We start from the raw sequence: 25,975 nt of genomic DNA, 5'->3' as shown, positions 1-25,975 counted from the left end.
TTTAATAGTTGTTTTTATAAAACTCCAGGTATTTGTTTATCAAATCTTTACTGGTCAATTTATCAAAGTTTTCTTTACTGATGATGAAGCCGGTATAAAGGTTAGCCGGGACTTTCATAATCTGTTTCAATTGTGGCGTAATGCCTTCTGCGTAAGTTTTCGCGTCGTCAAAATTACTAAAGTTCCCTACATATATCAGCTGATCATTGTCAAATTCTTTCAGTTGGTGTTTCAGATTTGCTCCTGAATAATTTCCTCTGTTGAATTGTCCGATGCCAAAACGCGACGAACTCAGTGTTAAAGCAGCATCTGCCACATTAACCACATAATAATAAGTTGTAGAAGTTGCCGTGCTGAAAATGCTTTCAACTTTAGCCGGCTTGGCTGACGGTTTCTCGGCATTAACAGCTGCCGGAGGAACTACCTCTGCCTGCTGAACTCCTTTTTCTGCTTCCTTAATCGGCTCTACCTGTTTGGTAATTTGTTCTGCCTGTTTAACCGGTATATCGGTAGCAGGTGTACTTGCCTGACGGGTATTGAAAGGCGAGTCGGCCGGATCAAAATCAGGGAGCGCAATTTTTCTGTTCTGGAACTCTGCCAGATGCGCGTTAATATAAACGAGGTGTTCTTTTACCAAGGGAGTGATCAGCTTGTCTTCAGGGTAAGCAACAACGATGGTGTTGAATTCCGTTATTAGCGCGCTTAAATCAGCGGTTCTTCCTGTCGAAATCGCTTTTAAGTAGGCGTATTGTGCCGACAAATAGTTTTCCTGATTTGCTTTTTGCGATTCGCTAACCTGTGTGATTACACCTGTAAAGTCTTTCTTTTGGTATTGATCAAAGATGTCGTTGTATTGCTTGTTGATGGCCGTTTCCAATTCCGTTTGTTTTAAAGAGAAGGAAGGATCAAGAATGATTTTTGCGTATACCGTGTTTGGATATTCTTTTAAAACCTTGTTTTTGTAAGTGTTTGCGCTGGCCTGATCTTTATTTTTAGCAATCAGGAATAAGCTGTAATAGGTTGCTGCTAACTGGTTGTTGGCCGGGAAGCGGTTTAGAAGAATCTGATATATTTCTTCAGCCTCTTCAGGATCGTTAAGCTCCTGAAGGTAGAAGCTGGCTATTTCGTAATAGGCATCAATGATTTTTTGATTGGATCTGGCCAGTAATTCCGGATTTGTTGGTAAGGAACCGGCATAGGCTTTTACGGCAGCATCTTTATCGGTAGCCGCAGCTGTGTTTTGGTTTAGATGCGTTGTATCCCCATTATTGATCACATTGGCTATTTCCTGAGTGGTAGCTTGTGCAGATGAGCGGATACTTTGGCGCCAGTTGTTTTCAAGCTTTCTGTTTCCCCATTTTTTCTTGAACTCGGAGTAACCGGTACTAATGGCTGCAGCATTACTGAAATAAAATGTTTTTGAAACCTGTGCTTTGTTATTACCTGATTCATAAAATACAGGTGGAACAGGGGGTGCTTGTCCCTGGCCTGGTGCTAATGATTTTTCAACTGGGTTCAATAAGGCTTGAATTTTGGCCAGTCGTTCCTGTTCAGGTAACCGGGCAATGGCTTGTAGGGTATCCTCTTTTGAAATAATCTGATAACGCTGGGTCAGGTATTCGAGGTTTTGGTTCTTTTTAAGAATAACTTCGTAACCCGGATAGGTTTTCGGTAATGTATTTACCGCACTATCATAATATAGCTTGGCCACGAGGTAATCGTGTAGCTGTTTAAAGTTCAGATCAGCTATTTTTAAATAGGACAGTCCTTTTTGATATGGGTTCTTGGTGCTTTTCTGAATAGATAAGCGGTAATATTTTTGCGCTTTATCAAAATCGCCGTCAGCAGAGAGGCTTTCTGCAATCTGATAATATACCTGATCGTTGTAATCGGTGTTTTTATCGTCTTTTAACAAGGCCAGCAGTTCATCCTGCTTGTTGACTTTTTTGCCGCTAAGCAATGCGTTTAGTTTGATGCGGTTAAGGTTGGCATTGAAATACATCTCGAACGGTGCATTGCTTTTCTCCACTTTCCTGTAACTCAATAAAGCCTCTTTATAGTTTTTCTGCTGTTCTGAAAGCTGGGCCAGGATGTATGTCCACCTTGTTTTATGTTGACCGTTATTACTGGTCTTGATGGCCTGCTTTAAATAATCAATGGCCTCCGCATATTTATGCTGGTAAATAGACATCTGGGCCAGAGTAGCCAGAGGCTCCGAGGTATTCTTTTTAAGCCCCGCAATGTTATACGCTAATGTATCTAATACCAGTTTTGCTTCAGTTAGCCTTTTTACCTGCATTAGACTCCGTGCTTTCCAGTTTAAAGCTTCGATATAGCTTTTGGTGATTTTCGCGTAGTTTTTTGTGGTATAATCGAAATATTCGGTGGCATTAAAATAGTTTCCTTTAAAAAACTGGGCTTTTCCGAGTAGGATATAGGCGTCATCCAGGTAATTGCTGTAGTTTTTCTCAAGAATAATAACCTGAGCTTTTTTGATTACCTCGTCTATTGACTTAGATCCTGCACCATCCTGTGCTATAAAATTATCGTCGACTGCCGGGCCCAGATAGACTGGCAGGATCTGATCATAATTTTCTACATAGCTTTCTGCTAGTTCCTGCTGGTGTGTATTGAGGATTACATTTGAATTGTAGATATAATTGTAGCGGGCAGTTAAATTCTGCATGCTACGCGTGGTTGCGTTATCTTTTTGTGAACCGCAGGCGTATATTATGCAAACGCATAAACTAAATAGTATTATCTTTAAATTGCGAACAGCGTAATTTTTCAATGATAGGATGATTTAATGCTTATAAACAATAATATATGTACAAAAGTATTTTATTCAGCATTAACTTCTTAACAAAACCTATTTTATTTATATAAGCGTTTATGATGACAGACCCAAATGAGAAGAAAAAAGACTTCAGTAATTTCGCTAAATACTCGTCGATTGGTTTCCAGATGCTGGCTACTATTGGGGTATTTGCTTTTGCAGGTTATAAAATTGATGAATATAGAAATAGCAAGACGCCTATTTTTACGGCCATATTGAGCTTGTTTGGGGTTATTTTGTCTTTGTACCAGGTTGTAAAACAACTAAATAAAAAGGAATGATTACTTAAAGCGGTGCTAAATATATACTTTTGTGAAAAATTACTGATTTGAGTTTAGCGAGATTTACATTTTCTTATTTATTGTTTACGGCGGTACTTGGTGTCGTCGCATATTTATTACCTGCTATGTTTCCCGGTGTAACTGTTCTGGCTGGCAAGTTCTGGGTGGTATTTGGCTTTTTGGCCGGTATTACATTTATCGCTTATGTAGTGGCTGATTTGGGCATGAAACGCAATCCTGAGGTGGGCGTAATGGCCATTATGGGGTCTATTGCACTGAAGATGATCTTCTCCATGGCTTTTGTGCTGATTTACAGCATAAACACCAAAGAAAAGGGGATGGTTTTCGTGCTGAATTTTTTTTCTTTATATTTATTGTTCAGCTTCTTTGAAATATACTCTTTGTTACGTAACTTGCGCCACCAAAATAAATAGTAAAAATCTGCGACTAAATGGATTGTAGCCACGTTTTTGAATTTAAAGTTAATAGGTTAATTGTTGTTTTTACGCTTTTTTTAGCGTTTTTTTCTGCTACACCGGCGGCTTTTGCCCAGGTTGACAGTTTACAGACAACAGAAAGTACTCACGCCGAGACTAAGGCTGAGAAGAAGTTTGATATCGGTAAATTTGCATTGCATCACATTGCCGATTCTCATAGCTGGCATGTTATCGGACATACGTATATCGATCTTCCGATAATTTTGTATACCAAAGCTGGTATTGTAAGTTTCAGCTCTGCTGATTTCACTACAGTGGAAGAAGGTAAAGTTGTTCGCGATGACGAAGCTAAGGTCGTAGTAGAGCGTAATGGACAACGCTTTGTGAAAATGCATGAGAAAATTTATTACGCATCTGATGTTGCTAATGATCATGGTCAGTTTGTGACTTTAGATGAAAAGCATCATGCAACAAATGCACGTCCACTGGATCTGTCGATCACTAAGAACGTTTGTACGTTGTTTATCTCTATCATCATTTTATTAGTTGTGTTCCTTAGCGTGGCTAAAGGATATAGAACAAATAAAGGTAAGTCTCCAAAAGGAATTCAGTCCTGGATGGAGCCGATCATCTTGTTTGTACGTGATGACATCGCTATTCCGAACTTAGGACATAAATACGAACGCTTTATGCCGTATTTGTTAACCGTGTTTTTCTTTATCTGGTTTAACAACATGTTGGGTTTAGTCCCATTCTTGCCAGGTGGTGCCAATTTAACTGGTAACATCGCAGTAACAATGATTCTTGCATTGGCTACGTTTTGCCTGACGGTATTTAACGGTAATAAATATTACTGGAAGCACATCTTTATGCCTGATGTACCATGGTGGATGTATATCGTTATGGTTCCGGTAGAGTTGTTCGGTATCTTTACCAAGCCTATTGCCTTAATGATTCGTTTGTTTGCTAACATTACTGCAGGACACATTTTGGTGTTGTCGTTAATCTGCCTTGTGTTTGTATTTAACAGCTTATATATTGCTCCGGTTTCTATTGCTTTTGCGGTATTCATTGGCGCTATCGAACTACTGGTTGCATTTATCCAGGCGTTTATATTTACCATCTTGTCGGCCCTGTTTATCGGAATGGCAATTGAAGAACACCATTAATAAGAATTATTTTTTAACAACAATTAATATATAAAATCATGATTACAGGAAGTATTGCTGCAATTGGTGCAGGATTAGCTGCGATTGGCGCTGGTCTAGGTATCGGACGCATTGGTGGTTCAGCTATGGACGGTATTGCTCGTCAACCAGAAGCTGCCTCAAAAATCCAAACTGCAATGTTAATCGCTGCTGCCTTCGTTGAAGCTGTTGCGCTTTTCGCAGTGGTTGTTGCCCTAATGGGTAATGGCTAGAAATTAAACGGTACCAGATAGCGATATCTGGTACCATTTATTGTTAAAAAAGAACAAAATATTTTATACATATACAGATGGAATTATTATTACCTGAATTCGGCCTAGTTATCTTTCAATCCATTGCCTTCTTATTGCTAATGTTTTTATTGGCAAAATTTGCCTGGAAACCTATTTTAGGAGCAATTAAAGAGCGTGAGCAATCAATTGATGAGGCTTTAAACAAAGCTGAATTAGCAAAACAAGAAATGGCACGTTTAACTGCTCAGAACGAAGACTTGATGAAAGAGGCCCGTGCAGAACGTGATTTGTTATTGAAAGAAGCTAAAACATTAAAGGATAACATTGTTAATGAGGCAAAAACTCAGGCGCATACTGAAGGTGCTAAATTAATTGAGAAAGCTAAGATTGAGATTGAAAACCAAAAGAAAGCAGCTTTAGCTGAATTGAAAAATCAGGTTTCGACTTTATCACTTGAGATCGCTGAGCGTATATTGCGTGACCAGCTTCAAGATAAAACTAAACAAGAGGATTTAGTGGCTAACCTTTTAAAAGACGTTGAATTAAACTAGTTTATAGTTTAATTAACAAGATATAACGGAAATAATGTCAGAAAATAAAGCAGCATCGAGATACGCCAAATCATTAATTGATCTTTCCAATGAGCGCAATGCTTTGGAGGAAATCAAGAATGACATGGTGCTTTTAGCGCAGGTAGTTGATGAAAACCCTGAACTGGAAGCGATCCTTAAGAACCCCATTGTTCCTTTGACTAAAAAGGCAGGAATTCTGGATAATTTATTTGTGGGTAGGGTGAATGAGGTTACCAGCGCGTTTTTTAAGTTGGTGGTAAACAAAGGCCGTTCTGCAATTCTATTTGATACCGCAAAAGCTTTTATTGCTCAGTACAATGCTATTAAAGGTATTGTAACTGCTAATGTAACTTCAGCTACTGAACTTACTGCTGAAAGCCGCGCTGAGATCGAAGCAATAGTGAAAAAAGAAATTGGTGCCAATCAGGTTGTACTTAATGAGAAAGTTAATGCAGACTTAATTGGTGGTTTTGTTTTAAAGGTTGGCGACAAGCAGTTTGATGCAAGTATTGGCAGCGCTTTAAATAAACTTAAAAAAGAACTTGCTCTGGGTATAGTTTAAGCGAGCGCTTGAATGCACAGGAGTGAAATAACAGATAACAAATACTGAATTTACAAAAGAAATAATATAAAATTATGGTAGAGGTAAGACCAGACGAAGTATCGGCAATTATCAGGCAGCAATTGGCGGGCTTCAAATCAGAAGCAGAACTTGAAGAAGTTGGTACCGTATTGCAAGTGGGCGATGGTATTGCCCGTGTTTATGGTTTAACTAAAGTTCAATCGGGCGAGTTAGTTGAATTTGAAACAGGCTTGCAAGGAATTGTTTTAAACCTTGAAGAAGATAACGTTGGTGTGGTTCTATTGGGCCCATCTGACAAAATCAAAGAAGGTGATACAATTAAACGTACTAAGAAAATCGCCTCTATCAAAGTTGGTGAAGGTATGTTGGGCCGTGTAGTAAACACTATGGGTGAGCCTATCGACGGTAAAGGACCAATCATTGGTGAGACTTATGAGATGCCAATCGAGCGTAAAGCTCCTGGTGTTATCTATCGTCAGCCAGTTACTGAGCCATTACAAACTGGTATCAAAGCGATTGACGGTATGATTCCAATCGGCCGTGGTCAGCGTGAGTTGGTTATCGGTGATCGTCAGATTGGTAAAACTGCGGTTTGTATCGATACCATCATCAACCAAAAAGAATTTTACGAAGCAGGTAACCCTGTTTACTGTATATATGTAGCTTGTGGTCAGAAAGCAAGTACAGTAGCTAACATCGTTCGTACTTTAGAGGAAAACGGTGCAATGCCTTATACTGTAGTTGTTGCAGCTTCTGCAGCTGAGCCAGCTCCATTACAATTTTACGCGCCATTCTCTGGTGCTGCTATCGGTGAGTTCTTCCGTGATACTGGAAGACCAGCATTGATCGTTTATGATGATTTGTCTAAACAAGCAGTAGCTTACCGTGAGGTGTCTCTATTATTACGTCGTCCACCGGGTCGTGAGGCTTATCCAGGTGACGTGTTTTATCTACACAGTCGTTTGTTAGAGCGTGCTGCTAAGATCAACTCAAATGATGAGATTGCACAAGCAATGAATGACCTTCCTGAGTCATTAAAAGGTATCGTTAAAGGTGGTGGTTCATTAACTGCACTTCCGATTATCGAAACTCAGGCTGGTGACGTTTCTGCTTATATCCCTACTAACGTAATTTCAATTACTGACGGACAGATCTTCTTAGAATCTAACTTGTTTAACGCGGGTATTCGTCCGGCTATTAACGTAGGTATCTCGGTATCACGTGTAGGTGGTAATGCTCAGATCAAGTCGATGAAGAAAGTTGCCGGTACCTTGAAATTAGATCAGGCTCAATACCGCGAGTTAGAGGCTTTCTCTAAATTCGGTTCTGACCTTGATGCTGCTACTAAATCAGTATTGGATAAAGGTGCACGTAACGTAGAGATCCTTAAGCAAGGTCAGTTCTCACCTGTGACTGTTGAGAAACAAGTTGCGATCATCTACATCGGTACTAAAAACTTAATGCGTTCAGTTCCTGTAAATAAAGTAAGGGAATTTGAAGCTGAATATTTACAGCAGTTGGAATTGCGTCATCCTGAGACTTTAAAAGCTTTAAAAGCTGGTAAATTTGATGATTCAATTACAAGTGTATTGGAAACTGTTGCAAAAGAGCTTTCAAGTAAATACTAATAAGATGCAAGTGTTGGTATCAGCTAAGAAAATCTTGTCTGATACCAAATACTTACTACCAGATACCAAGATAATACATTGACAAAAAAATGGCTAATTTAAAAGAAGTAAGAATTCGTATAGCATCAGTGCAATCTACACAGCAGATCACCAAGGCCATGAAAATGGTTTCGGCTGCTAAATTGAAGCGTGCTACCAATGCTATTATACAATTACGTCCCTATGCTACTAAGCTGAAAGAGATCCTTGGAAACCTTTCAGGCAGCTTAGAAGGTTCATCGTCACCTTTTACACAAGAGCGTGAGCCTAATAAGGTTTTAATTGTAGTAGTTTCTTCTAACCGTGGTTTAGCTGGTGCGTTCAACATGAACGTAATTAAGGCTACCAACAACTTAATTGCCGAGAAGTACAGCGAACAGTACAAAAGAGGTAATGTAAGTATTGTTGCCATAGGTAAGAAGTCTCAGGATTTTTATGAGAAACGCAATTACAATGTTATTGGCAATAATAACGAGATCTATTCAGCACTTACTTTTGAAAATGTAACCAAAATTACTGATGCCATTATGGCCGGTTTTGCTAAAGGTGATTTTGATAAAGTGGAGTTGGTATACAACAGGTTTAAAAATGCTGCTGTTCAAATTTTAACGACTGAGCAGTTGTTGCCTTTACCTAAATCTGAAGAAGATACTACAGCGGTAACAGCTTCAAATATCGATTATATTCTTGAGCCTTCTCAAAATGAGATCGTTGAACAGTTGATCCCGAAATCAATCAAAATTCAGTTGTTCAAAGCTGTATTAGATTCGCATGCTTCTGAACACGGAGCACGTATGACTTCAATGGATAAAGCAACTGAGAATGCTGGTGATTTGTTGAAAGCTTTAAAGCTTTCTTACAACCAGGCACGTCAGGCTGCGATTACTACAGAGCTTACAGAGATTGTAAGTGGTGCTGCAGCATTGAACGGTTAAAAAGAATAAATAAAACATATAGAGAGCCCTTATCAATTTTGATAAGGGCTTTTTTTATTAGCGTATCCCGTCCTAAAATAGGTTGAGGATGTTTTTATCCTTGGGATATTTTACCGAATAGCTGATCCGGATCGTTTCGGTAGCTCCCGGTTTCAGGTTCAGTTTCCAGGTCAATACACCTGTTTCCTTGTTTACTGTGGCGCCACCAGCATTTAAAAGCTCTATTTCCATATCTTTATCCGTCGATACCGGATATTGGTCTTTAAGCATTAAATCGACTGCTTCTTTCTTTCCGTTACGCAGGCGGATTTCGTAAGTGAAGGTTTGCTTTTTGCTGTTTCCGATAAATTTGGTGCCCGTTTGCTCGGCTACTTTTTCCCTTTTAATCGTGATTTTTTTATCTCTCCCCATGCTTAGGTTCAAAGTATCTGTGGTTGCATTGGGGTTGATAAAGGATTTGCCCACATAACTGTTCTCAAAGATGATATTCGCTTCGCCGGGTAAGAGGTTCAGTTTGTCGTAATTCGTGATCTCCGCCATTAGGAATGCGTCACCGTCAACTTTAGGAACACTATAGTATTTGAAATTGGCAGGCTGACTGAATTCTTTCAGTGTAACGCTATGTGGTTTGCTGTTGGAAGCGATATCGTAAGGGATCTCAATGTCAAAGGATGCATTTAACATGTTTTCATTCTGTGTCATGGCTATTCCTCCAGCCTGACCCTGAAGCGCACTGCCGAGGACGACAACCTCTGATAATTTTGCCTCAGCTTTCATCGGTGCTGGCGCGCCCATCGATTGAATTCGGTTTTGATAGACCTGCTTCTTATTGAGGTAAGCATATTGAGGATCTCCAAATTGCAGGAACCAGGCAGACAGTAAAGGTGCTGTTCCATTTTGAGATGGGTTTCCTGTAGAAAGGCTGAGCTTCACTTTCTTCCAGTCGAGCCCGGTAGATTGGGTCACATTGGCTTTATAAACAATTTTCAACGGGGATGAAGTGTTTTCAGCACGTAAGTCGTAAAAAGCAATCCAGGCCGCATTTGGACTCAGGTAACTGACGTTAAAATCTGCTGTACCGGCTGCTGTAGCCATCACCTGTAATATAATCTGACCGGTAGTGCCGGTTTTATCATGACTCAATTCCTGTAATTGCTGTTGCATTCTGGCAATTCTTTTTTGCTGAACTTCCTCAGCCTCTTTCAAGCTGTAAATGTTGTTCCTTAATTCCAGTTGCTTGCTTTTATAATAATCGGCGACTTTCATCAGCTCCGCAACATTTACCCCGGTATTCACACCGCCAATGGCCTGATTTTTATCCAGCAATACAAGTAGGTTCTCTTCTACCACCCGCTTGTTTTGTACCTTATTCAATTCTCGCTTTACGATTTGTAAGCTGTCCTCTACCTTGATATAAGCCGGACTTTTGTTCTCGTTTTTTAAGAAATCCCTGGAAAAACTGGTGGATAAAATGGTTACATTCGATGGAACACCTACTTGAATGCTGCTTTCATCAATGGCGTTGGCCATATTGTTCAGGATGATTTCGCTCGTGCCTACAGGAAGGCTGACCTTTACTTTGTGGTTGAGCTCTGCCCCAAAACTGTAAACTGTAACGGATTCCAGCTGGCTGTTAAAAGAGCGGGGAGATTGGGCATAGCTATAGACAATGCTGAACGTTGTTAAGAGTATTAAATAGATTGTTTTCATTTGATGATGTTTTTTATTAGGATGCAGTAACTAAAGATAATCCATAAGTTGAGATAAGGTAAAATTTATACTGTTTTTTAGGTAATTAATATTATTTTTGTGCCATAAATAGAAATAGCATGGAACAGACACCAAAACACAATACAGAAAGCATGAAAAGAGCTAACGAGCTATCAATTTATAAATTGATGGTAGTAGGAATCCTAATTACTATGTTAGGTGTTTACCTTCGTTTTGCTGGTGATTCAATGACACTTTCAGTTGTTTCATGGGCTATCTTATTCTTAGGATCAATTATCGCTTGTAAAGGTGTATTTAAAATATTAGCTGCTTAATTTTAGTAGCTATCAATTATATAGTCCCCATTGGTTAAAGCCGATGGGGATTTTTTTTTGTAATATTTCTGTTATCGAAAATATTAGAAGGTTACTTATTCTCATCTCTGGTATTAATAGTAAAACTTACAACCTTTAATACTATGAAAAAATATTTAATCTATTGTGTATTCACAATAGCGGCTTTCGGCTGCAACAAAGGCGAGCATACAGGGTCTTCAGCAGAGCTTCTCGAAAAAATTGAAAATGGAGATACCATAATGGAATCCAAGATCATCAAGACGGCAGATATGAAGTTTAGGGTTAAGGACGTTCAAAGTACCAAAGAAAAAATTTCAGTCCTATTAAAAGCAGAAGGGGGCGCCATAGGGGAAGTTTCTATCAATAGCAATATCCAGAACACAGAAAAGGTTAAGTATAGTACAGATTCGCTGCTTGAACTTACAGCTTATCGCACAGAAGGGGTGATTGTAGCCCGAGTTCCTTCGGAAAGGTTGGACGATTTTACAAATCAGGTAGCAAGAATGGCCGTTTTTGTAGACCAGCAATCGCTGAAGTTCGATGATCAGAGCCTGAGTTACCTTACCAGCGAATTAAAGAGTATCAACAGGGCCGAAGCCGTAGCTTTAATAGAAAAGAAAGCCGGTAAAAAGAAGGAAGTCATAGCTTCGAAGGATGTGAGTAAAAGCCTGGCGCTGAAAGATGAATATGTAGATCAGAAAATGAAAAATATGTCCATAGACAGCAGGGTTCAATATAGCGACGTTACACTGAACTTCTATCAGGACCATACCGTAAAACAAATTGTAGTTGGAAATGATAACCTTTCTGATTACCGCCCGCCCTTTTTTCAACGTGTAGTTATCAATCTGCAGAGTGGCTGGTTTATCTTTAAAGAATTTATCTTATTCCTTTTAAACATCTGGTCGATACTTTTACTGATCGCAGTTGGGTATTTCGCTTTCCGGTATTATAGGAAACAGAGAAAGGCTCAGTTGAGCTCCTAGGAATGATGATCGGTTTACGTTGATGCTTTTAACAAAGAGTTTTGGCGTAAACCGATTTATAGAATTCCAGATTTTATTTAACTCGTTTTTTGTTATCAGTAACAAAGGATTCCCAACCAGAGTAGGTTTTCCCTTTACCACCAGTTGATATTTTCTGAAAGGAATGGCATACGGCCACTGCAAGTCCATCCGTAGCATCTAAAAATTCCGGTGTTTCCTTAAAATTCAATAACCTTTGCAGCATAGCGGCAACCTGCTCTTTTCCGGCGCTTCCATTGCCTGTGATGGATTGTTTGATCTTTCTTGGTGCATATTCATTGATGGGAATATTTCGCGACAGCGCGGCCGCCATTGCAATCCCCTGAGCACGGCCAAGTTTTAGCATCACCTGTATATTTTTTCCATAAAATGGCGCTTCAAGCGCTACTGTATCCGGTTTATATTCGTCGAGTAGATGTATAGTCTTTTCGAATATGCGTTGTAGCTTTAAAAAATGATCGTCCAGATGGTCCATGCGGACAACCCCCATGGTGATCAATTCAATTTTACTTCCTTTCTCCAGTATAACCCCGTACCCCATAATGGCGGTACCCGGATCTATACCCATAATCACCCTTTCCTTTTTTTCAGCCAACATAGAACAATATTAAGCATATTTGCAGAGAGTAAAAGTAAAAAAGTTGACATCCAATTATAAAAAGGTACTATCATATATTCTTAAAACCGCAATTGTAGTCGTTGCATTTTGGTTTGTATACAGGAAACTATCTTCCAATGAGAATTTAACTGTATTTAAGCAGCTTTTGGAAAAGGTTCCTCAGCAGCAGATTATTCTGGTAATGGGTACGGTTTGTTTGCTGATGCTGCTCAACTGGGGACTTGAAGCGTTGAAGTGGAAAAGATTAATTGCCCGGGTGGAGCGGATTAGTTTGTGGAGAGCCATTGAATCTGTTTTTTGTGGTTTAACCTGGGCTGTATTTACGCCTAACCGTATTGGTGAATACGGAGGAAGGGTGTTTTTCCTGTCGCCCAAGCGCAGGATCATTGGCGTAGTAGCCATGGCTGTCGGGAATATTGGTCAGATGGTACTCACCAATGTTTTTGGCGCCATAGCAGTAAGTATATTTATTTATCGCTTCGTGCCTATGGATTACCGCGTCCTTTACGCATTGTTTGCTTTGTCGGCCATGTTCTGCGTCTTCTTTATTATCTTTTACTTTAATATCCGCTGGCTTAACGGCATTTTGCTTTCCATGCGCTTTACCCGTAAGTACAAGAAATTCTACAGCATTTTGGCCCGGTACAGCAAAAAGGAGCTTTTAAATATCCTGCTGTTTTGTCTGGGTCGCTATGTGGTGTTCAGCTCACAGTATTTTATCCTCTTCTTTTGGTTGATCCCTGAGATTCATTACCTGGATATTTTAATGATGGTGAGTATATTGTTCTTTGTGCAGTCGACCTTGCCTTCTCTCGATCTTTTTGATATTGGGGTAAGGAGCGTTACTGCCTCTTATTTTTTTAGTTTTGTAACCAGCCATGATGTAGCCGTTATAGCATGTACAGCAAGTATTTGGCTCATAAATATTATAATTCCTGCTATATTAGGCTCTTATTTTGTGTTTAAACTTAATTTTTTTGGAAGTACTCAGCGTAATTAGTTATACCTCATCTTTTTTAACGGTATTGTATGTAGTGGTTGTGATTGGCTTTATCAGGGGCTGGCATAAACTGGTGTTTTTTAAACCGAAGGATGCGGTGTTAACGACTAAAGTCTCTATCCTGGTTGCCGCACGTAATGAGGCAGAAAATATCTCCAAAACCATAGAAGACCTGCTGGCTCAGCATTACGACAAGCAGTTAACGGAAATCATCTTTATCGACGACCACTCTACTGATCAGACTGCAGAAATTATCGGCTCCTATTCATCAAGAGGGGTAAAGCTGATTAAGTTGAATGAGGATCGGGCACTCAATTCATATAAAAAAAAGGCGATACAAACCGCAATCGCCGGGGCTGGTGGATCTTTGATTATTACTACTGATGCTGATTGCCGGATGGGGCCCAACTGGCTTAAAACCATTGTCAGCTTTTACGAAGAGAAAAAATATAAGATGATTTCTTCTCCGGTTAGTTATTTTGAGGAGAAGAGTTTTTTTGAGCGGGCACAAACCCTTGAGTTTTTATATTTAATAGGCCTTGGCGCTTCAACGATAGGTAATAAAAAGCCTTCTACCTGTAATGGTGCTAACCTGGCTTACGAGCGCGACGCATTTTATGAGGTTGACGGTTTTAAAGGGATTGACGACCTGGCTTCTGGTGATGACGAACTGCTGTTGCATAAAATGGCAGCACGATATGAAGGAAATATCGGTTTTTTGAAGAACGAAGATGCGGTGGTTTATACCCATCCTAAAGCGACTTTAAAGGAATTCATTCAGCAAAGGAAACGCTGGGCTTCTAAAAGTACCAGGTATAAGAATAAATCGATCATTGTATTGGGCGTATGCGTCTGGTTGTTTAACCTGAGTATCCTGGTCAATGTTGGTCTGGGTTTATTTATCGGGTTTTATTTTAAGTTGGCCCTGGTTCAGTTACTGGCTAAAATGATTGTTGAATTTGCCTTTTTGTACGATGTAACTTCATTTGCCAGGAGAAAGAATCTGCTGGTGATGTTGCCGGTTTTAAATGTGATGCATATCTTGTATATCGTATACATTGGTATCGCTGGGAATAGTGGGAAGTATAACTGGAAAGACAGAATGGTAAAATAATGGAGCAACACGACAGTCCTTCAGGCAAGATTTGGAAGCGTTTTAAGAAAAATAAAATGGCTTTCGGGGGACTGCTGTTCATTTTGCTAATGAGTATCATGGGGATTCTGGGTTATTTGATTACGCCCGATAAAACCCCTTATGCCAATACCATGCACCTGCAACTGAGCAATAAGAAACCGGGCAGAACTTTCGATTTTTTAATCATCAGCAAGAAGGATAATATTAAAAAGGTAAATTTCCTGGAGCGCATGCTTTTCGGTCAGGAATCTGATTTTAAAAGTATTCCTATTACTTCATATCGTACGGAGGGAAATAAGGTTTATGTAAGGGAATACATTGGTGATGATGAACAGGCTGAAGAGTCGGTATACCCCTTCATATCGTCTGATCAGCAGTATCGACAAACCTTTTGGTTGGGGACTGATACTTACGGTCGTGATTTATTGAGCCGGTTGATTATAGGAATCCGCGTATCGTTATCGGTAGGCCTCATGGCTGTGCTGATCTCTTTATTTATCGGCGTTTGTCTGGGTGCTCTTGCCGGTTATTTTGGTGGGAAAACCGATGCGGCCATCAGCTGGTTCATGAATGTGATCTGGTCATTACCTTCGTTATTATTGGTTATTGCTATTTCTTTTGCCCTCGGTAAGGGCTTCTGGCAGATATTTATTGCAGTGGGCTTGTCTACCTGGGTTGATGTGGCGCGTTTGGTTCGCGGGCAGGTTATGGCCCTAAAGGAAGTTGAATTTGTGGAGGCTTCAAAGGCACTGGGGTTTTCTACTTCAAGAACGATCATCAAACACATTCTGCCCAATATCGCCGGACCAATATTGGTTGTGGCATCGGCAAATTTCGCTTCTGCCATTTTGCTCGAAACCGGATTGAGCTTTTTAGGTTTTGGGGCACAGCCGCCCATGCCGAGCTGGGGCAGCATGATTAAGGAACATTATGGGTACATCATCATGGATGCCGCTTATTTGGCGCTTTTCCCGGGCCTGGCCATCATGCTGACCGTATACGCATTTAATTTGCTGGCTATTGGCTTGCGTGATGCTTTTGATGTTAAGTCACAGAATATATCTGTGTAGCTTTCTAATTTATTAACTTTGTAAAATATGTTATTGAACTGTTATCAGCAAGAATTATTAGAAGCCGGATGTGATGAAGCGGGTAGAGGTTGTTTAGCGGGACCGGTATTTGCCGCTGCCGTAATTTTACCGCCTGATTTTGTTGCCGGCATACTCACCGACTCGAAGCAATTGAACCATCAGCAACGAAATGAGCTGAGGGTAATCATAGAGAAGGAGGCCATTGCATGGGCGGTTGCTGAGGTTGATAACATCGAAATTGATAAAATTAATATCCTTAATGCTTCTTTTTTAGCCATGCACCGGGCGATAGAAAAGCTACATGTTAAACCTCAGTACCTGAGTATTGATGGTAACCGTTTTAAAAAGTATGCGGATATTCCGCATGCCTGTATTGTTAAGGGGGACGGTAAATATTTAAATATCGCTGCCGCTTCCATATTGGCCAAGACACACAGGGATGAATTTATGGCGCGGATATCGGGGGAATATCCTCTTTATCAGTGGCAACAGAATAAGGGCTATCCAACAGTCGTTCACCGGACAGCGGCAATTGAGCATGGTTTATCGCCATATCACCGTAAAACTTTCAATATAAGTGATCCACAACTTAATCTATTTTCCGAAATCGAAGGATAATTAGTATTTTCACGTAATTGTGAAAACACTGATCCTGACAAACAGAGTTCCGTTTCCACCCAATAGTGGGTATCCGATAGTGGTTTACAATACTATCAAAGGCCTGCTAAAGCTTGGGGTAGATATTACTTTGTTCAGTATCAATCCGAGAAAGTACAGTGTTGATGTAGATGATATTTATGATTCTGTTTTTGACAGTATAAAATTTCATTCCTTCAACCTCGATACTGACGTAAACGTATGGGGTGCACTGCTCAATGTTTTTTCCAATCAATCGTATAATGTTTCCAGGTACTTTGATGAGGATGCAGGACGTTTGCTCGAGGATATTTTAAAAGAAACGGAGTTCGACATCATACAGTTCGAAGGGCTTTTTGTTGTGCCTTATCTGGATATTGTGAAGGCCAATAGTAATGCGAAAGTGATTTACCGGGCACACAATATTGAGTATGATGTATGGGAGCGTTTAGCCTTGCGTGAGCGTTTTACTCCAAGAAGAACATATCTGGAGTTTTTAGCACGGCGTTTAAAGCATTATGAGACGGAACAGATCAACCGTTTTGATCAGGTGTTTGCCATCAGTGAACCCGATCGGCAAAGCATTCTAAGGTTAGGTTGCGAGACGGCTATGGAGGTTTTCCCTGTAGCACTCGATTTCGAAAAATACATTACGGATCCGGCCAAGACCAGTTTCCCTACGCTGTTTCACCTTGGTGCCATGGACTGGCTGCCGAATAAAGAAGGGCTGGAGTGGTTCCTGGATGAAATATGGCCGGATATTGAAAAATTAAATAGTGAGCTTCGCTTTTACATTGCCGGAAAGAATATGCCGCGTGAGTTTTTTGAATACGATTCAGAAAATGTAGTGGTTGAAGGCGAGGTGTTTGATGCAGTGGAGTTTATAAATTCTAAATCTATCATGATAGTTCCATTGTTATCAGGCAGTGGGATGCGGGTTAAGATTATCGAAGGGATGGCCATGAGCAAGTGCATTATTGCGACCAGCATGGCTGCCGAAGGTATCAAATGCCAGCATGGTAAAGATATATTGATTGCGAATACTGCTGATGAATTTTACAGGTCAATTCTGCAATGCATCACTAACCCCAAAAAGTGGCTCGAAATAGGCCGGAACGCCCGGAAAACAGTAGAAAGAGACCACGATATCAATGTTATTTCAGAAAGAATGTTGAAAGTCTATCAAAAATTAATTAGTGCCTAAATTTATATACCTTTGCCACGTTTTATAGAATATTAAACCGTATGAAGAATACCGCACTAACCGATAAACACATTTCATTGGGCGCCAAAATGGTTCCTTTCGCTGGATACAACATGCCCGTACAATACGAAGGCATAAACGCAGAACACGCTACAGTAAGAACAAGCGTGGGCGTTTTTGATGTTAGCCACATGGGTGAGTTCATCATAAAAGGTGAAAATGCTTTGGATTTAATCCAACGTGTAACCAGCAACGACGCATCAAAATTATATGATGGTAAAATTCAGTACTCCTGTCTGCCAAATGAAGATGGTGGTATTGTGGATGATTTATTGGTTTACCGCATTGATGAGTTAACTTATATGTTGGTAGTTAATGCCTCGAACATAGAGAAAGACTGGAACTGGATCCAGAAATACAATACCAAAGGTGTAGAAATGCACAATATATCTGACAAAACTTCTTTGTTAGCCATTCAAGGTCCTAAAGCAGCAGAAGCATTACAGAGCTTAACTGAGGTTGATCTGGCTTCGATGGAATATTACAATTTCGTAAAAGGTACATTTGCAGATATTGAGAATGTAGTAATCTCTGCAACAGGATATACAGGTGCTGGTGGTTTTGAAATTTATTTCGACAATGAGCATGCTGATGTAATCTGGGATGCTATTTTTGAAGCAGGTAAACCTTTCAATATTAAGCCAATTGGTTTAGGTGCAAGAGATACCTTACGTTTGGAAATGGGTTTCTGTTTATATGGAAATGACATTGATGATACGACTTCTCCTATAGCAGCAGGATTAGGCTGGATTACTAAATTCTCTAAAGTGTTTACCAATTCTGAGGCCTTATTAGCGGAAAAAGAAGCTGGTGTACCACGCAAGCTGATCGGATTTGAAATGATCGACAGAGGTATCCCTCGTCATGATTATGAAATCGTAGATGCTGAAGGAAATGTGATTGGTAAAGTTACTTCTGGTACGCAATCTCCATCATTGCAAAAAGCAATTGGTATGGGATATATTGATAAAGCTTTGGCCAAAGAAGGAACTGAAATCTTCATCAATATCCGTAACAATAAAATCAGGGCTAAAGTAGTTAAGTTCCCTTTTTATAAATAATAGTATTCATAAACCCTCCTCTAAATTACCAATCGACTACCAATGCAAAATAAAAAAAGCATAGAAGTTTGTTTAACGCCCGCATTATTAAATCTGTACGACACTAAAGAAAGTGTTGTAGTTGTTATTGACATATTAAGGGCAACATCGTCTATGGTGTATGGCATTGATAATGGTGCAAATGCGATTATTCCTGTTTCCCAGGTAGAAGATTGTTTGAACTATGCAGATAAAGGGTTTTTGCTTGCAGCAGAGCGAAATGGAGAAGTTGTTGAAGGCTATGACTTTGGCAACTCTCCATTTTCCTATAGCAGGGAGAAGGTAAAAGGAAGGACAATCGTATTAACGACGACAAACGGAACCAAGGCGCTGCACATGGCTAACGCTCAGGCTGCTCAGGTAGTTATCGGTTCATTTCTGAATTTAAAGGCACTTTGTAACTGGCTTAGGATGCAGAAACGTGATGTTTTGTTGCTTTGTGCCGGATGGAAAGATAAATTCAATCTGGAAGATACCCTGTTTGCCGGTGCGGTTGTAAACGAACTCCGCAAAGATTTTACGCATTTTTGTGATTCATGCGTTGCTGCCGAAGATATCTATTTACTGGCTAAAGACGATCTGAGAAGTTACCTGCATAAATCTTCACATAGCCATCGTTTGGCCGAACTGAACATCGAAGAAGATGTAAAGTTCTGTCTGCAGCTGGATATTTGTGAGGCGATACCTGTGCTGGTAGGAGAGGAATTGGTTCCGCTTACTTTGGTTTGTACTTAGAAGCCTGTAGTATTTTTTGAGCATCCTTTTCAGCCATTAGCTGTTGTAAAGTGATGTTCTTATTTTCCTGCATATATTTTTTCACGATTTGCCAACCTGTCCATACACCTAATTTTGGTGCGGATTCATTTCTTTCTCCCAATCCGGGTGTAAATGGACCTTCACTTAATAGCACCTGTATTTTCTGATAGTCTGTTTCGAATAAGAGATTACTTTGTAAGTAGTAAGCCCAGATGTCTCCTTCAAATGCTTTACACCAGTCGAGCTGTTTTGTGGTATAGCCAATTTTAACAGAGTCGGGCACTTCATCGGCCAAAACCTGGTCCATAAAATATAGTATTTTTCCATTGTGTATCATTTTTGCCAGTAGCGTTCTGTCTTCATCACGCTCTGCAAAAAGCTCTTCCCGGGCATAAGTTTCGGTAACCCTTGGAACGATGTATTGTGGCGTAAAGCGTCGCGACAAATAAAGCGGAACGCTTTCAACAATTGCCCGGTAAAATTGGCTGTTTTTCCCTAAAAACATGTCTAAACCTATGCCCATATACTGATCGCCAATAGGCGTTTGTACGGAAAATCCCGACATAAAAGCAATAAACTGAGGAACCCTGGCATTAGGGTAATAATGTTTAATGTATTTAAAAGTTTGTGTGAGGTCTGTCTCCACAGGTGTGAGGTTAGGAAAAACACTGTCCACCTCTTTGTTTAGGTCGTAGAAGGCCTTGTCTTTAAATAAGGTAGCTAATATTTCTTCATTGCTGTAACTATAGTTGCCCACCATACGATGTACATAATCGTCGTAAAATGCACCGTATTTTTTTTGAAGCAGAACATCCGTTTGTTTAAGGTCTTTGGATTTGCTGTTATACAGCTCCTGGTCAAAACGTTCAATTTTTACGTCTAGTTTTATGTTGCTTACATCAGGTTTGGTCCCTTGCTTGCAGGAAAGAAAAGTTAATATAAACAGAAAAAATAGATAGCTTTGGCTGAATTTTACGTTATAGTTCATTAGAAACAAAGATATAGATATAATGAAACCATAAGGTTCATTAAAAACAAATTTATCCAATGAAAAAAACTTTTATAAGCTTTCTGTTATTCTTTTTAACTGCGAATCTCTTCGCTCAGATGCCCGCAATTCCCGATTATACTTTTAGGTTAGGTCTGACTGCACACCCTACTATTGGCTGGGTAAAACCGAAAGTTGGTAAAAGCAATGGCGTTTCACTCGGATTTTCTTACGGATTACTGGGGGACTTCAATTTTGCTGAAAACTATAGTTTCGCCACAGGGCTTACCATCACTACCATAAACGGAAGAAGTACAGAGGCTTTTACAGAAAATGGGGCAGGCGCTGTACCAGTACAAGGGACTAATCAGTATAAGTACAAACTTCAATATCTTGAAATTCCAGTGACTGTTAAACTTAAAACAACTAAAATTGGTGATGTACGCTGGTATGGACAGTTTGGTCTTTCTAACGACTTCAAGTTGGGAGATAAACTGGACACCAAGTCGAGCGGCCGCCCTGATATCATAGATGCAGATGCCGGAGTTACATTTTACAGAGCAGGTTTAATATTAGGAGCGGGTGGTGAGTTTGACATTGCAGGGAATACCAGCATTTTTGGTGGTTTAACCTATAACAATGGCTTTACAGATATTACGAAGAATAATAATTCTAATGTACGTAATCATTATCTTGGCATTAATTTCGGCGTTTTCTTTTAAAGTTTAAGCCGCGATTTAATTATAAACCCACATACATATATTTATCCAATGAACATCGCATTAGCACAGCTCAACTATCATATTGGCAATTTCGAACACAACACGAATAAAATCATCGAGCACATTGAACTGGCCAAAGCCAAAGGTGCAGATCTGGTTGTATTTGCTGAACTTGCGATATGTGGGTATCCGCCACGCGATTTTCTGGAGTTTGAGGAGTTCATTGACCTTTGCGAAAAGGCGGCTCAGCAAATTGCAACGCATTGTAAAGACATTGCCTGTATTGTTGGTTTGCCTGTTAAAAATGAAGTGCTTGCCGGTAAAGATTTATACAATGCTGCTTATTTTATAGCGGATGGGCAGGTGAAAAATGTAATTAAGAAGGCCCTGTTGCCTAATTATGATGTGTTTGATGAATACCGTTATTTTGAGCCTGCCAGGGAATTTGCCTGCGTAGATTTCAAAGGTGTTAAAATTGCCGTTACCATCTGTGAAGATCTGTGGAACATCAACAATAATCCACTGTATATATCTTCACCAATGGATGAGTTGGCCAAAGAACAGCCTGAATTGATGATTAATATTGCTGCATCGCCATTCTCTTACCTGCACGATGATGAACGCGTTTCAGTGCTTTCTAATAATGCGAAACAATACAATTTACCCTTATTATATGTGAACCAGGTCGGTGCACAAACCGAGATTGTTTTTGATGGTGGCTCGCTGGCATTTGATGCTAAAGGAAACCTGATCGACGAAATGCCGTATTTTAAAGAAGACTTGCGCATTTACGAATTTGAAGACAATAGTATTAAAGGTTATGCACCTATTCAACATCAGACGGTTCCGGATGTAGAGCAGATTTACGAAGCACTGGTATTGGGTATTAAAGATTATTTTACCAAATCCGGATTCAGTAAAGCGGTATTGGGCCTTTCAGGAGGGATTGATTCGGCCATTGTGTGTGCACTTGCTTGCCGCGCTTTAGGTGCTGAAAATGTGATGGCCGTTTTGATGCCTTCTAAGTATTCTTCAGATCACTCGATACAAGACGCCCTGGATCTGGTTAACAACATGGGTTGTAAACATGAGATTATTCCTATAAAGGAGGCTGCTGATGCATTCGATAGCATGATGGCACCTGCTTTTAAAGATTTACCATTTAACCTTACCGAAGAAAATATACAGGCCCGCTGTCGTGGAATTATCGTGATGGCGATGTCTAATAAATTCGGATATATTTTATTAAATACTTCTAATAAAAGCGAGTGTGCGGTAGGTTATGGCACCTTGTATGGTGATATGTGTGGGGCTATAGGTGTAATTGGAGATGTTTATAAAAATCAGGTTTACCAGTTAGCTCATTATATCAATAAGGATGGTATAGTGATTCCTGAAAACTCTATTGTTAAACCGCCTTCTGCCGAGTTGAGACCCGGACAGAAGGATTCTGATTCATTGCCTGATTATGATATCCTTGATAGCATATTATACCAGTATATCGAATTAAAACAAAGCTCATCGGCCATTATTGCACAAGGCTTTGATGAGGCTCTGGTTAGACGGATCATTAAACTGGTAAACAATGCCGAGTTTAAGCGTTACCAAACCCCTCCAATCTTACGCGTATCGCCTAAGGCTTTTGGTATGGGGCGTAGAATGCCGATAGTTGGTAAGTATCTTTCTTAAAAAAAAATCTTGAGCGCTTTTAAACGCTCTTAAGCGCTCTTTTTAATCCATTTCCTGTAAGGGATAATTAAAGCGAGCAGGAAGGCTGTTATGCATAAAAACTTAGCGATGATGTCGCCTGTTTTAACATAGGTTGTCAGCTCATCGTTTAAGTTGATGTCGGCTTTTAATGCAGTTCTGGTCCACCAGTCCGCTTGTTTGATCACATCTCCCTTTTGGTTGATGAAACAGGAGATTCCTGTATTCGCCGAACGTACTACATAACGACGAGTTTCAATCGCCCGTAATTTGGCGTATAACAAGTGTTGGTCTTTGCCTGAGGTGTTGCCCCACCAGCCGTCATTGGTGATCACAGCGATGAACTGAGCCCCATTTTTAACTGATCTTGCAATCCATTCACCCCATATAGATTCATAGCAAATTACCGGAGCTACTCCTGTACCGCTATAAGCAAAAAATACGCCCGGTTCTTTTTGCCATCCGTAACCACCTACTGTACCGCCGAAACCTTCAAAGACAGGTCCTAATACTGATAATGCTGCCGGGAATGGCATCTTTTCTACACCGGGTACCAGTTTTGATTTATGGTAAAATTGTACGTTGGCTGAGTTCTCTATCTGTACTGCAGCATTGAAAACATCAACATAAGTGCTGTTGTCATACTTCCTTGCGGATAAAGTTTGTTTGTCCTGATAGAATTTTACGCTTTCCAGGCCGGTAACTAATGTTCCGTTTTTATATTTTTCAAGGAATTCCTGAGCCGTTATAAAATCAGCATTGCTACGTATGCGGTCTTCATCTACGCCGGTAGGGATAGCTGTTTCAGGCCAGATGAAATACTCGGTATTGGGCTGAGCTACGGAATCCGAAAGTCGGATAAGGGTTTGCATTTGCTCGGCAGAAGATAGACCGCCGAATTTTTTATAAGGGTCGATATTAGGTTGTACAGTGACCACATTTATGGGCAGTACTTTTTCCTTATACTGGTTGTATTTTGTTAACGATATGGCAATGGGTAGTATAATAAACAAGCTCCAGATTAATGCAGGTCTGATTTTGGCATAACCTATTGAGCCTGATTTAAAGCTTTTATAGGCTTCGAAAGCTAAAATATTACTGAGCAATATCCATACAGAACCACCATAAACACCGGTATATTCATACCATTGTGCCAACTGGTGCATGCCTGATAAACCATTCCCTAAAGTCATCCATGGAAAAGCCAGATCCCAGGTCTGGTGCAGGTATTCCATGGCTACATAGAAGGAAATTAAGCCTGCATAAGCAACCTTCTTAGTGGTTACCCTTTGTAAACGGTAATATAGCCAGAAAGCAAAAGTCATGAGTAAAGCCCCGAGGCCAAAAGGAATCAAGGATACAAATGCTGCTACAACAGGATTGTTTACCGCACTGATGGCATTATAAACCCAGTAAATTGATGCGGTGTTCCAGACCAGAAAGGTAAGTCCGGCAGTCAGGAAGACCTTTTTTCCGATTTTTACTGCACTTTTATCTGCCGTAAGTTTGTCTAACGCAATGAGTAAAGGAACTAAACCAACTAATAATAAGGGCGTGGTATAAGGGATTGGTGGCCAGGCCAGCCACATTAAAAATGCGCTGAGCAAGGCCAGTGGGGCAGTCTGCTTAAAATTCATTAATTGTTGCTTATAAGCTGTCTAAAATATCGGCTTTTTTTGCTTCGTATTCTTCCTGGGTAATCAAATGTTTGTCGTACAGGCTTTTTAGCTTTCTCAGTTTCAAAGTTGTTTCATCTTCAACTTCCTCAACAGCTGCAGGTGTAACCACGGGAGGGGTAAATAAAGCAACAGGTTCTTCTACTGGTTCGGGTGCTACTGCATTAACCGTAACAGGTGAAGTTGTAGAGCGTCTTTCTTCTAAGTCTGTTTGTCGTTGTTGCTCCTTAAAGCTCTCCAATTGCTCATAAGCTGCCTGATATAATTTACGCGCCTGTACTTTAGGGATGTATTCGGTGATGATGTTTTCGCCATGTAGGGGTACGCAGATGAACTTCGAGCCAAATATTTCTTCTTTAAAGGAAACCTCTTTAATGCTTTTCCAGGAGATGTCCTTGAAATTCATGGTGATGCCAAAGTTACCCGGCTCACAATAAAAAATACGCTTGTTACTTACAGCGATGCAATCAGGAAGCAAGTTTACAGCGGGCTTTTTCTGTACTGCCATATAAATTAGCTCCTCATTGGTGCTCAGCATGTCGTTCAGTTTACCCAATACTTTTTCAACAGCTTTCGGGTCCTGTTCGTCACTTAAAAATCTATCAATTAATATCATTGTATTTCTTTTTATATTGAAGTATCAAAAATTGAACCTAATTAATCCTTATCGGCTTTATACTTCTCCTTTTTCTTTACCTCTTCGCGACCGGCAACACAAATTACGAACTCTCCTTTTAATATATTGTTTTCAAAATGTGATTTAATTTCGGCTAGTGTACCTCTTACGGTCTCTTCGTACATTTTGGTCAGCTCGCGGCTAACCGAAGCCTGACGGTCTTCGCCCATATACTGCGCGAATTCCTCCAATGTTTTCAGTAAGCGATGGGGACTTTCATAAAATATCATGGTACGCTCTTCATCGGCTAGTTTCTTAAAACGCGTTTGTCGGCCTTTTTTTACTGGTAAAAAGCCTTCAAAAACAAAAGCATCAGATGGCAGTCCGGAGTTAACCAGGGCAGGTACAAATGCAGTAGCTCCAGGTAAACATTCCACTTGCAGGTCGTTTTTTAGCGTCTCTCTTACGAGGAAGAAACCCGGGTCAGATATCGCAGGAGTGCCGGCGTCAGAGATCAGCGCAACATTTTTTCCTTCTTTTAAGAAGCGTATAATTTCGGTCGTTGCCTGATGTTCGTTATGCTGATGGTGGGAGTAGGCCTTTTTATCTATTCCAAAATGTTTTAATAAAGGAGCGCTGGTTCGGGTATCCTCAGCGAGGATCACATCCGCTTCTTTTAAAATCCGTATAGCCCTAAAGGTCATATCCTCCAGATTACCAATCGGTGTAGGAACAAGAAAAAGTTTACCTTCCATATTATTGAGTTCAGATTTGCTTAACCCCATTCTCCATAGCAAAATGTGCGTTAAGTTCTTATCTTTG

26 protein-coding genes are annotated in these 25,975 nt (G+C 40.1%); 19 read left to right on the top strand and 7 right to left on the bottom strand.

Translation table 11 applies throughout. The features are described from left to right. Window position 1 precedes the first annotated feature (1 nt). Entirely contained in the window at window positions 2–2,791 is a 2,790-nt protein-coding gene (gene porW, locus B9A18_RS05695; protein ID WP_084288010.1) for a type IX secretion system periplasmic lipoprotein PorW/SprE, read from the bottom strand. 101 nt (window positions 2,792–2,892) lie between these two features. Here porW and B9A18_RS05690 point away from each other — a divergent pair, with 101 nt between their 5' ends. From B9A18_RS05690 to atpG, 8 genes are all read left to right on the top strand, one after another. Continuing rightward, on the top strand, window positions 2,893–3,117 hold the full coding sequence (locus B9A18_RS05690; protein WP_317048218.1) for an AtpZ/AtpI family protein: 225 nt from the start codon (window positions 2,893–2,895) through the stop codon (window positions 3,115–3,117). Window positions 3,118–3,164: 47 nt separating this feature from the next. Further along, window positions 3,165–3,551, top strand: coding sequence for a hypothetical protein (locus B9A18_RS05685; protein ID WP_235005242.1), 387 nt, complete (start codon window positions 3,165–3,167; stop codon window positions 3,549–3,551). Between the two features lie 17 nt (window positions 3,552–3,568). Beyond that, entirely contained in the window at window positions 3,569–4,723 is a 1,155-nt protein-coding gene (gene atpB / locus B9A18_RS05680; protein ID WP_084288006.1) for a F0F1 ATP synthase subunit A, read from the top strand. Between the two features lie 41 nt (window positions 4,724–4,764). Continuing rightward, window positions 4,765–4,974 carry an ATP synthase F0 subunit C gene (atpE, locus tag B9A18_RS05675; protein WP_062551197.1) on the top strand — a complete coding sequence of 70 codons (210 nt, stop codon included), beginning with the start codon at window positions 4,765–4,767 and terminating at the stop codon, window positions 4,972–4,974. Window positions 4,975–5,051: 77 nt separating this feature from the next. Then, entirely contained in the window at window positions 5,052–5,546 is a 495-nt protein-coding gene (locus B9A18_RS05670) for a F0F1 ATP synthase subunit B (RefSeq protein ID WP_084288004.1), read from the top strand. Between the two features lie 34 nt (window positions 5,547–5,580). Further along, on the top strand, window positions 5,581–6,129 hold the full coding sequence (gene atpH, locus B9A18_RS05665) for an ATP synthase F1 subunit delta (RefSeq protein WP_084288001.1): 549 nt from the start codon (window positions 5,581–5,583) through the stop codon (window positions 6,127–6,129). A gap of 74 nt (window positions 6,130–6,203) precedes the next feature. Continuing rightward, window positions 6,204–7,778, top strand: a complete 1,575-nt coding sequence (gene atpA, locus B9A18_RS05660; RefSeq protein WP_084287998.1) for a F0F1 ATP synthase subunit alpha — start codon at window positions 6,204–6,206, stop codon at window positions 7,776–7,778. Between the two features lie 89 nt (window positions 7,779–7,867). Continuing rightward, complete coding sequence (atpG, locus tag B9A18_RS05655) at window positions 7,868–8,752, top strand: ATP synthase F1 subunit gamma (RefSeq protein WP_084287995.1); 885 nt, start codon at window positions 7,868–7,870, stop codon at window positions 8,750–8,752. 72 nt (window positions 8,753–8,824) lie between these two features. Here the strand turns inward: atpG and B9A18_RS05650 are convergent, their stop codons facing one another. Beyond that, window positions 8,825–10,462 carry a DUF4139 domain-containing protein gene (locus B9A18_RS05650; RefSeq protein WP_084287992.1) on the bottom strand — a complete coding sequence of 546 codons (1,638 nt, stop codon included), beginning with the start codon at window positions 10,460–10,462 and terminating at the stop codon, window positions 8,825–8,827. Window positions 10,463–10,581: 119 nt separating this feature from the next. Between B9A18_RS05650 and B9A18_RS05645 the strand changes: the two genes are divergently transcribed. Continuing rightward, window positions 10,582–10,797 (top strand): hypothetical protein, encoded by a 216-nt coding sequence (locus tag B9A18_RS05645; RefSeq protein ID WP_084287989.1) that lies wholly within the window; start codon window positions 10,582–10,584, stop codon window positions 10,795–10,797. 143 nt (window positions 10,798–10,940) lie between these two features. Further along, a complete protein-coding gene (locus B9A18_RS05640; protein ID WP_084287986.1) occupies window positions 10,941–11,804 on the top strand; it encodes a DUF4349 domain-containing protein in 864 nt (287 codons plus the stop codon). Window positions 11,805–11,877: 73 nt separating this feature from the next. On the opposite strand, the gene ruvC is transcribed toward B9A18_RS05640, so the two are convergent. After that, window positions 11,878–12,441: a crossover junction endodeoxyribonuclease RuvC gene (gene ruvC / locus B9A18_RS05635; protein ID WP_084287983.1), complete on the bottom strand. Its 564-nt coding sequence runs from the start codon at window positions 12,439–12,441 to the stop codon at window positions 11,878–11,880. Between the two features lie 43 nt (window positions 12,442–12,484). On the opposite strand from ruvC, the gene B9A18_RS05630 reads away from it, so the two are divergent. Genes B9A18_RS05630 through B9A18_RS05600 form a run of 7 tightly spaced genes read left to right on the top strand, consistent with a single transcriptional unit; the run spans window position 12,485 to window position 19,423 of the window. Further along, entirely contained in the window at window positions 12,485–13,462 is a 978-nt protein-coding gene (locus B9A18_RS05630; protein ID WP_084288763.1) for a hypothetical protein, read from the top strand. After that, window positions 13,440–14,576, top strand: a complete 1,137-nt coding sequence (locus tag B9A18_RS05625) for a glycosyltransferase family 2 protein (RefSeq protein ID WP_200816314.1) — start codon at window positions 13,440–13,442, stop codon at window positions 14,574–14,576. The genes B9A18_RS05630 and B9A18_RS05625 overlap by 23 nt, the downstream gene beginning before the upstream one ends. Further along, window positions 14,576–15,667 (top strand): ABC transporter permease, encoded by a 1,092-nt coding sequence (locus B9A18_RS05620; RefSeq protein WP_084287980.1) that lies wholly within the window; start codon window positions 14,576–14,578, stop codon window positions 15,665–15,667. The genes B9A18_RS05625 and B9A18_RS05620 overlap by 1 nt, the downstream gene beginning before the upstream one ends. A 27-nt stretch (window positions 15,668–15,694) precedes the next feature. Further along, window positions 15,695–16,306 (top strand): ribonuclease HII, encoded by a 612-nt coding sequence (locus tag B9A18_RS05615; RefSeq protein ID WP_084287978.1) that lies wholly within the window; start codon window positions 15,695–15,697, stop codon window positions 16,304–16,306. A 19-nt stretch (window positions 16,307–16,325) separates the two neighbouring features. Then, window positions 16,326–17,528 (top strand): glycosyltransferase family 4 protein, encoded by a 1,203-nt coding sequence (locus tag B9A18_RS05610; protein ID WP_084287975.1) that lies wholly within the window; start codon window positions 16,326–16,328, stop codon window positions 17,526–17,528. Between the two features lie 41 nt (window positions 17,529–17,569). Further along, window positions 17,570–18,649, top strand: a complete 1,080-nt coding sequence (gene gcvT / locus B9A18_RS05605) for a glycine cleavage system aminomethyltransferase GcvT (RefSeq protein WP_084287972.1) — start codon at window positions 17,570–17,572, stop codon at window positions 18,647–18,649. Window positions 18,650–18,691: 42 nt separating this feature from the next. Then, on the top strand, window positions 18,692–19,423 hold the full coding sequence (locus tag B9A18_RS05600; protein WP_084287969.1) for a 2-phosphosulfolactate phosphatase: 732 nt from the start codon (window positions 18,692–18,694) through the stop codon (window positions 19,421–19,423). On the opposite strand, the gene gldB is transcribed toward B9A18_RS05600, so the two are convergent. Then, the gene (gldB, locus tag B9A18_RS05595; RefSeq protein ID WP_084288761.1) at window positions 19,404–20,432 is read right to left on the bottom strand and encodes a gliding motility lipoprotein GldB; all 1,029 of its coding nucleotides are present in this window, start codon (window positions 20,430–20,432) and stop codon (window positions 19,404–19,406) included. The two genes, B9A18_RS05600 and gldB, sit on opposite strands and share 20 nt — an antisense overlap. Window positions 20,433–20,491: 59 nt before the next feature. On the opposite strand from gldB, the gene B9A18_RS05590 reads away from it, so the two are divergent. Then, window positions 20,492–21,154, top strand: a complete 663-nt coding sequence (locus B9A18_RS05590) for a porin family protein (RefSeq protein WP_084287966.1) — start codon at window positions 20,492–20,494, stop codon at window positions 21,152–21,154. 48 nt (window positions 21,155–21,202) lie between these two features. Next, window positions 21,203–22,843 (top strand): NAD+ synthase, encoded by a 1,641-nt coding sequence (locus B9A18_RS05585; RefSeq protein ID WP_084287963.1) that lies wholly within the window; start codon window positions 21,203–21,205, stop codon window positions 22,841–22,843. 29 nt (window positions 22,844–22,872) lie between these two features. Here the strand turns inward: B9A18_RS05585 and lnt are convergent, their stop codons facing one another. The 3 genes from lnt to rsmI are packed head-to-tail and all read right to left on the bottom strand — an operon-like array spanning window position 22,873 to window position 25,908. Beyond that, complete coding sequence (lnt, locus tag B9A18_RS05580) at window positions 22,873–24,498, bottom strand: apolipoprotein N-acyltransferase (protein WP_084287960.1); 1,626 nt, start codon at window positions 24,496–24,498, stop codon at window positions 22,873–22,875. 10 nt (window positions 24,499–24,508) lie between these two features. Continuing rightward, on the bottom strand, window positions 24,509–25,153 hold the full coding sequence (locus B9A18_RS05575) for a PH domain-containing protein (protein ID WP_084287957.1): 645 nt from the start codon (window positions 25,151–25,153) through the stop codon (window positions 24,509–24,511). Between the two features lie 41 nt (window positions 25,154–25,194). Next, a complete protein-coding gene (gene rsmI, locus B9A18_RS05570) occupies window positions 25,195–25,908 on the bottom strand; it encodes a 16S rRNA (cytidine(1402)-2'-O)-methyltransferase (RefSeq protein ID WP_144009409.1) in 714 nt (237 codons plus the stop codon). Window positions 25,909–25,975: the final 67 nt, after the last annotated feature.

This window comes from Pedobacter nyackensis (assembly GCF_900176505.1).
Classification (GTDB): Bacteria; Bacteroidota; Bacteroidia; order Sphingobacteriales; family Sphingobacteriaceae; genus Pedobacter; species Pedobacter nyackensis.
This window is presented reverse-complemented; position numbering and strand designations above follow the sequence as displayed.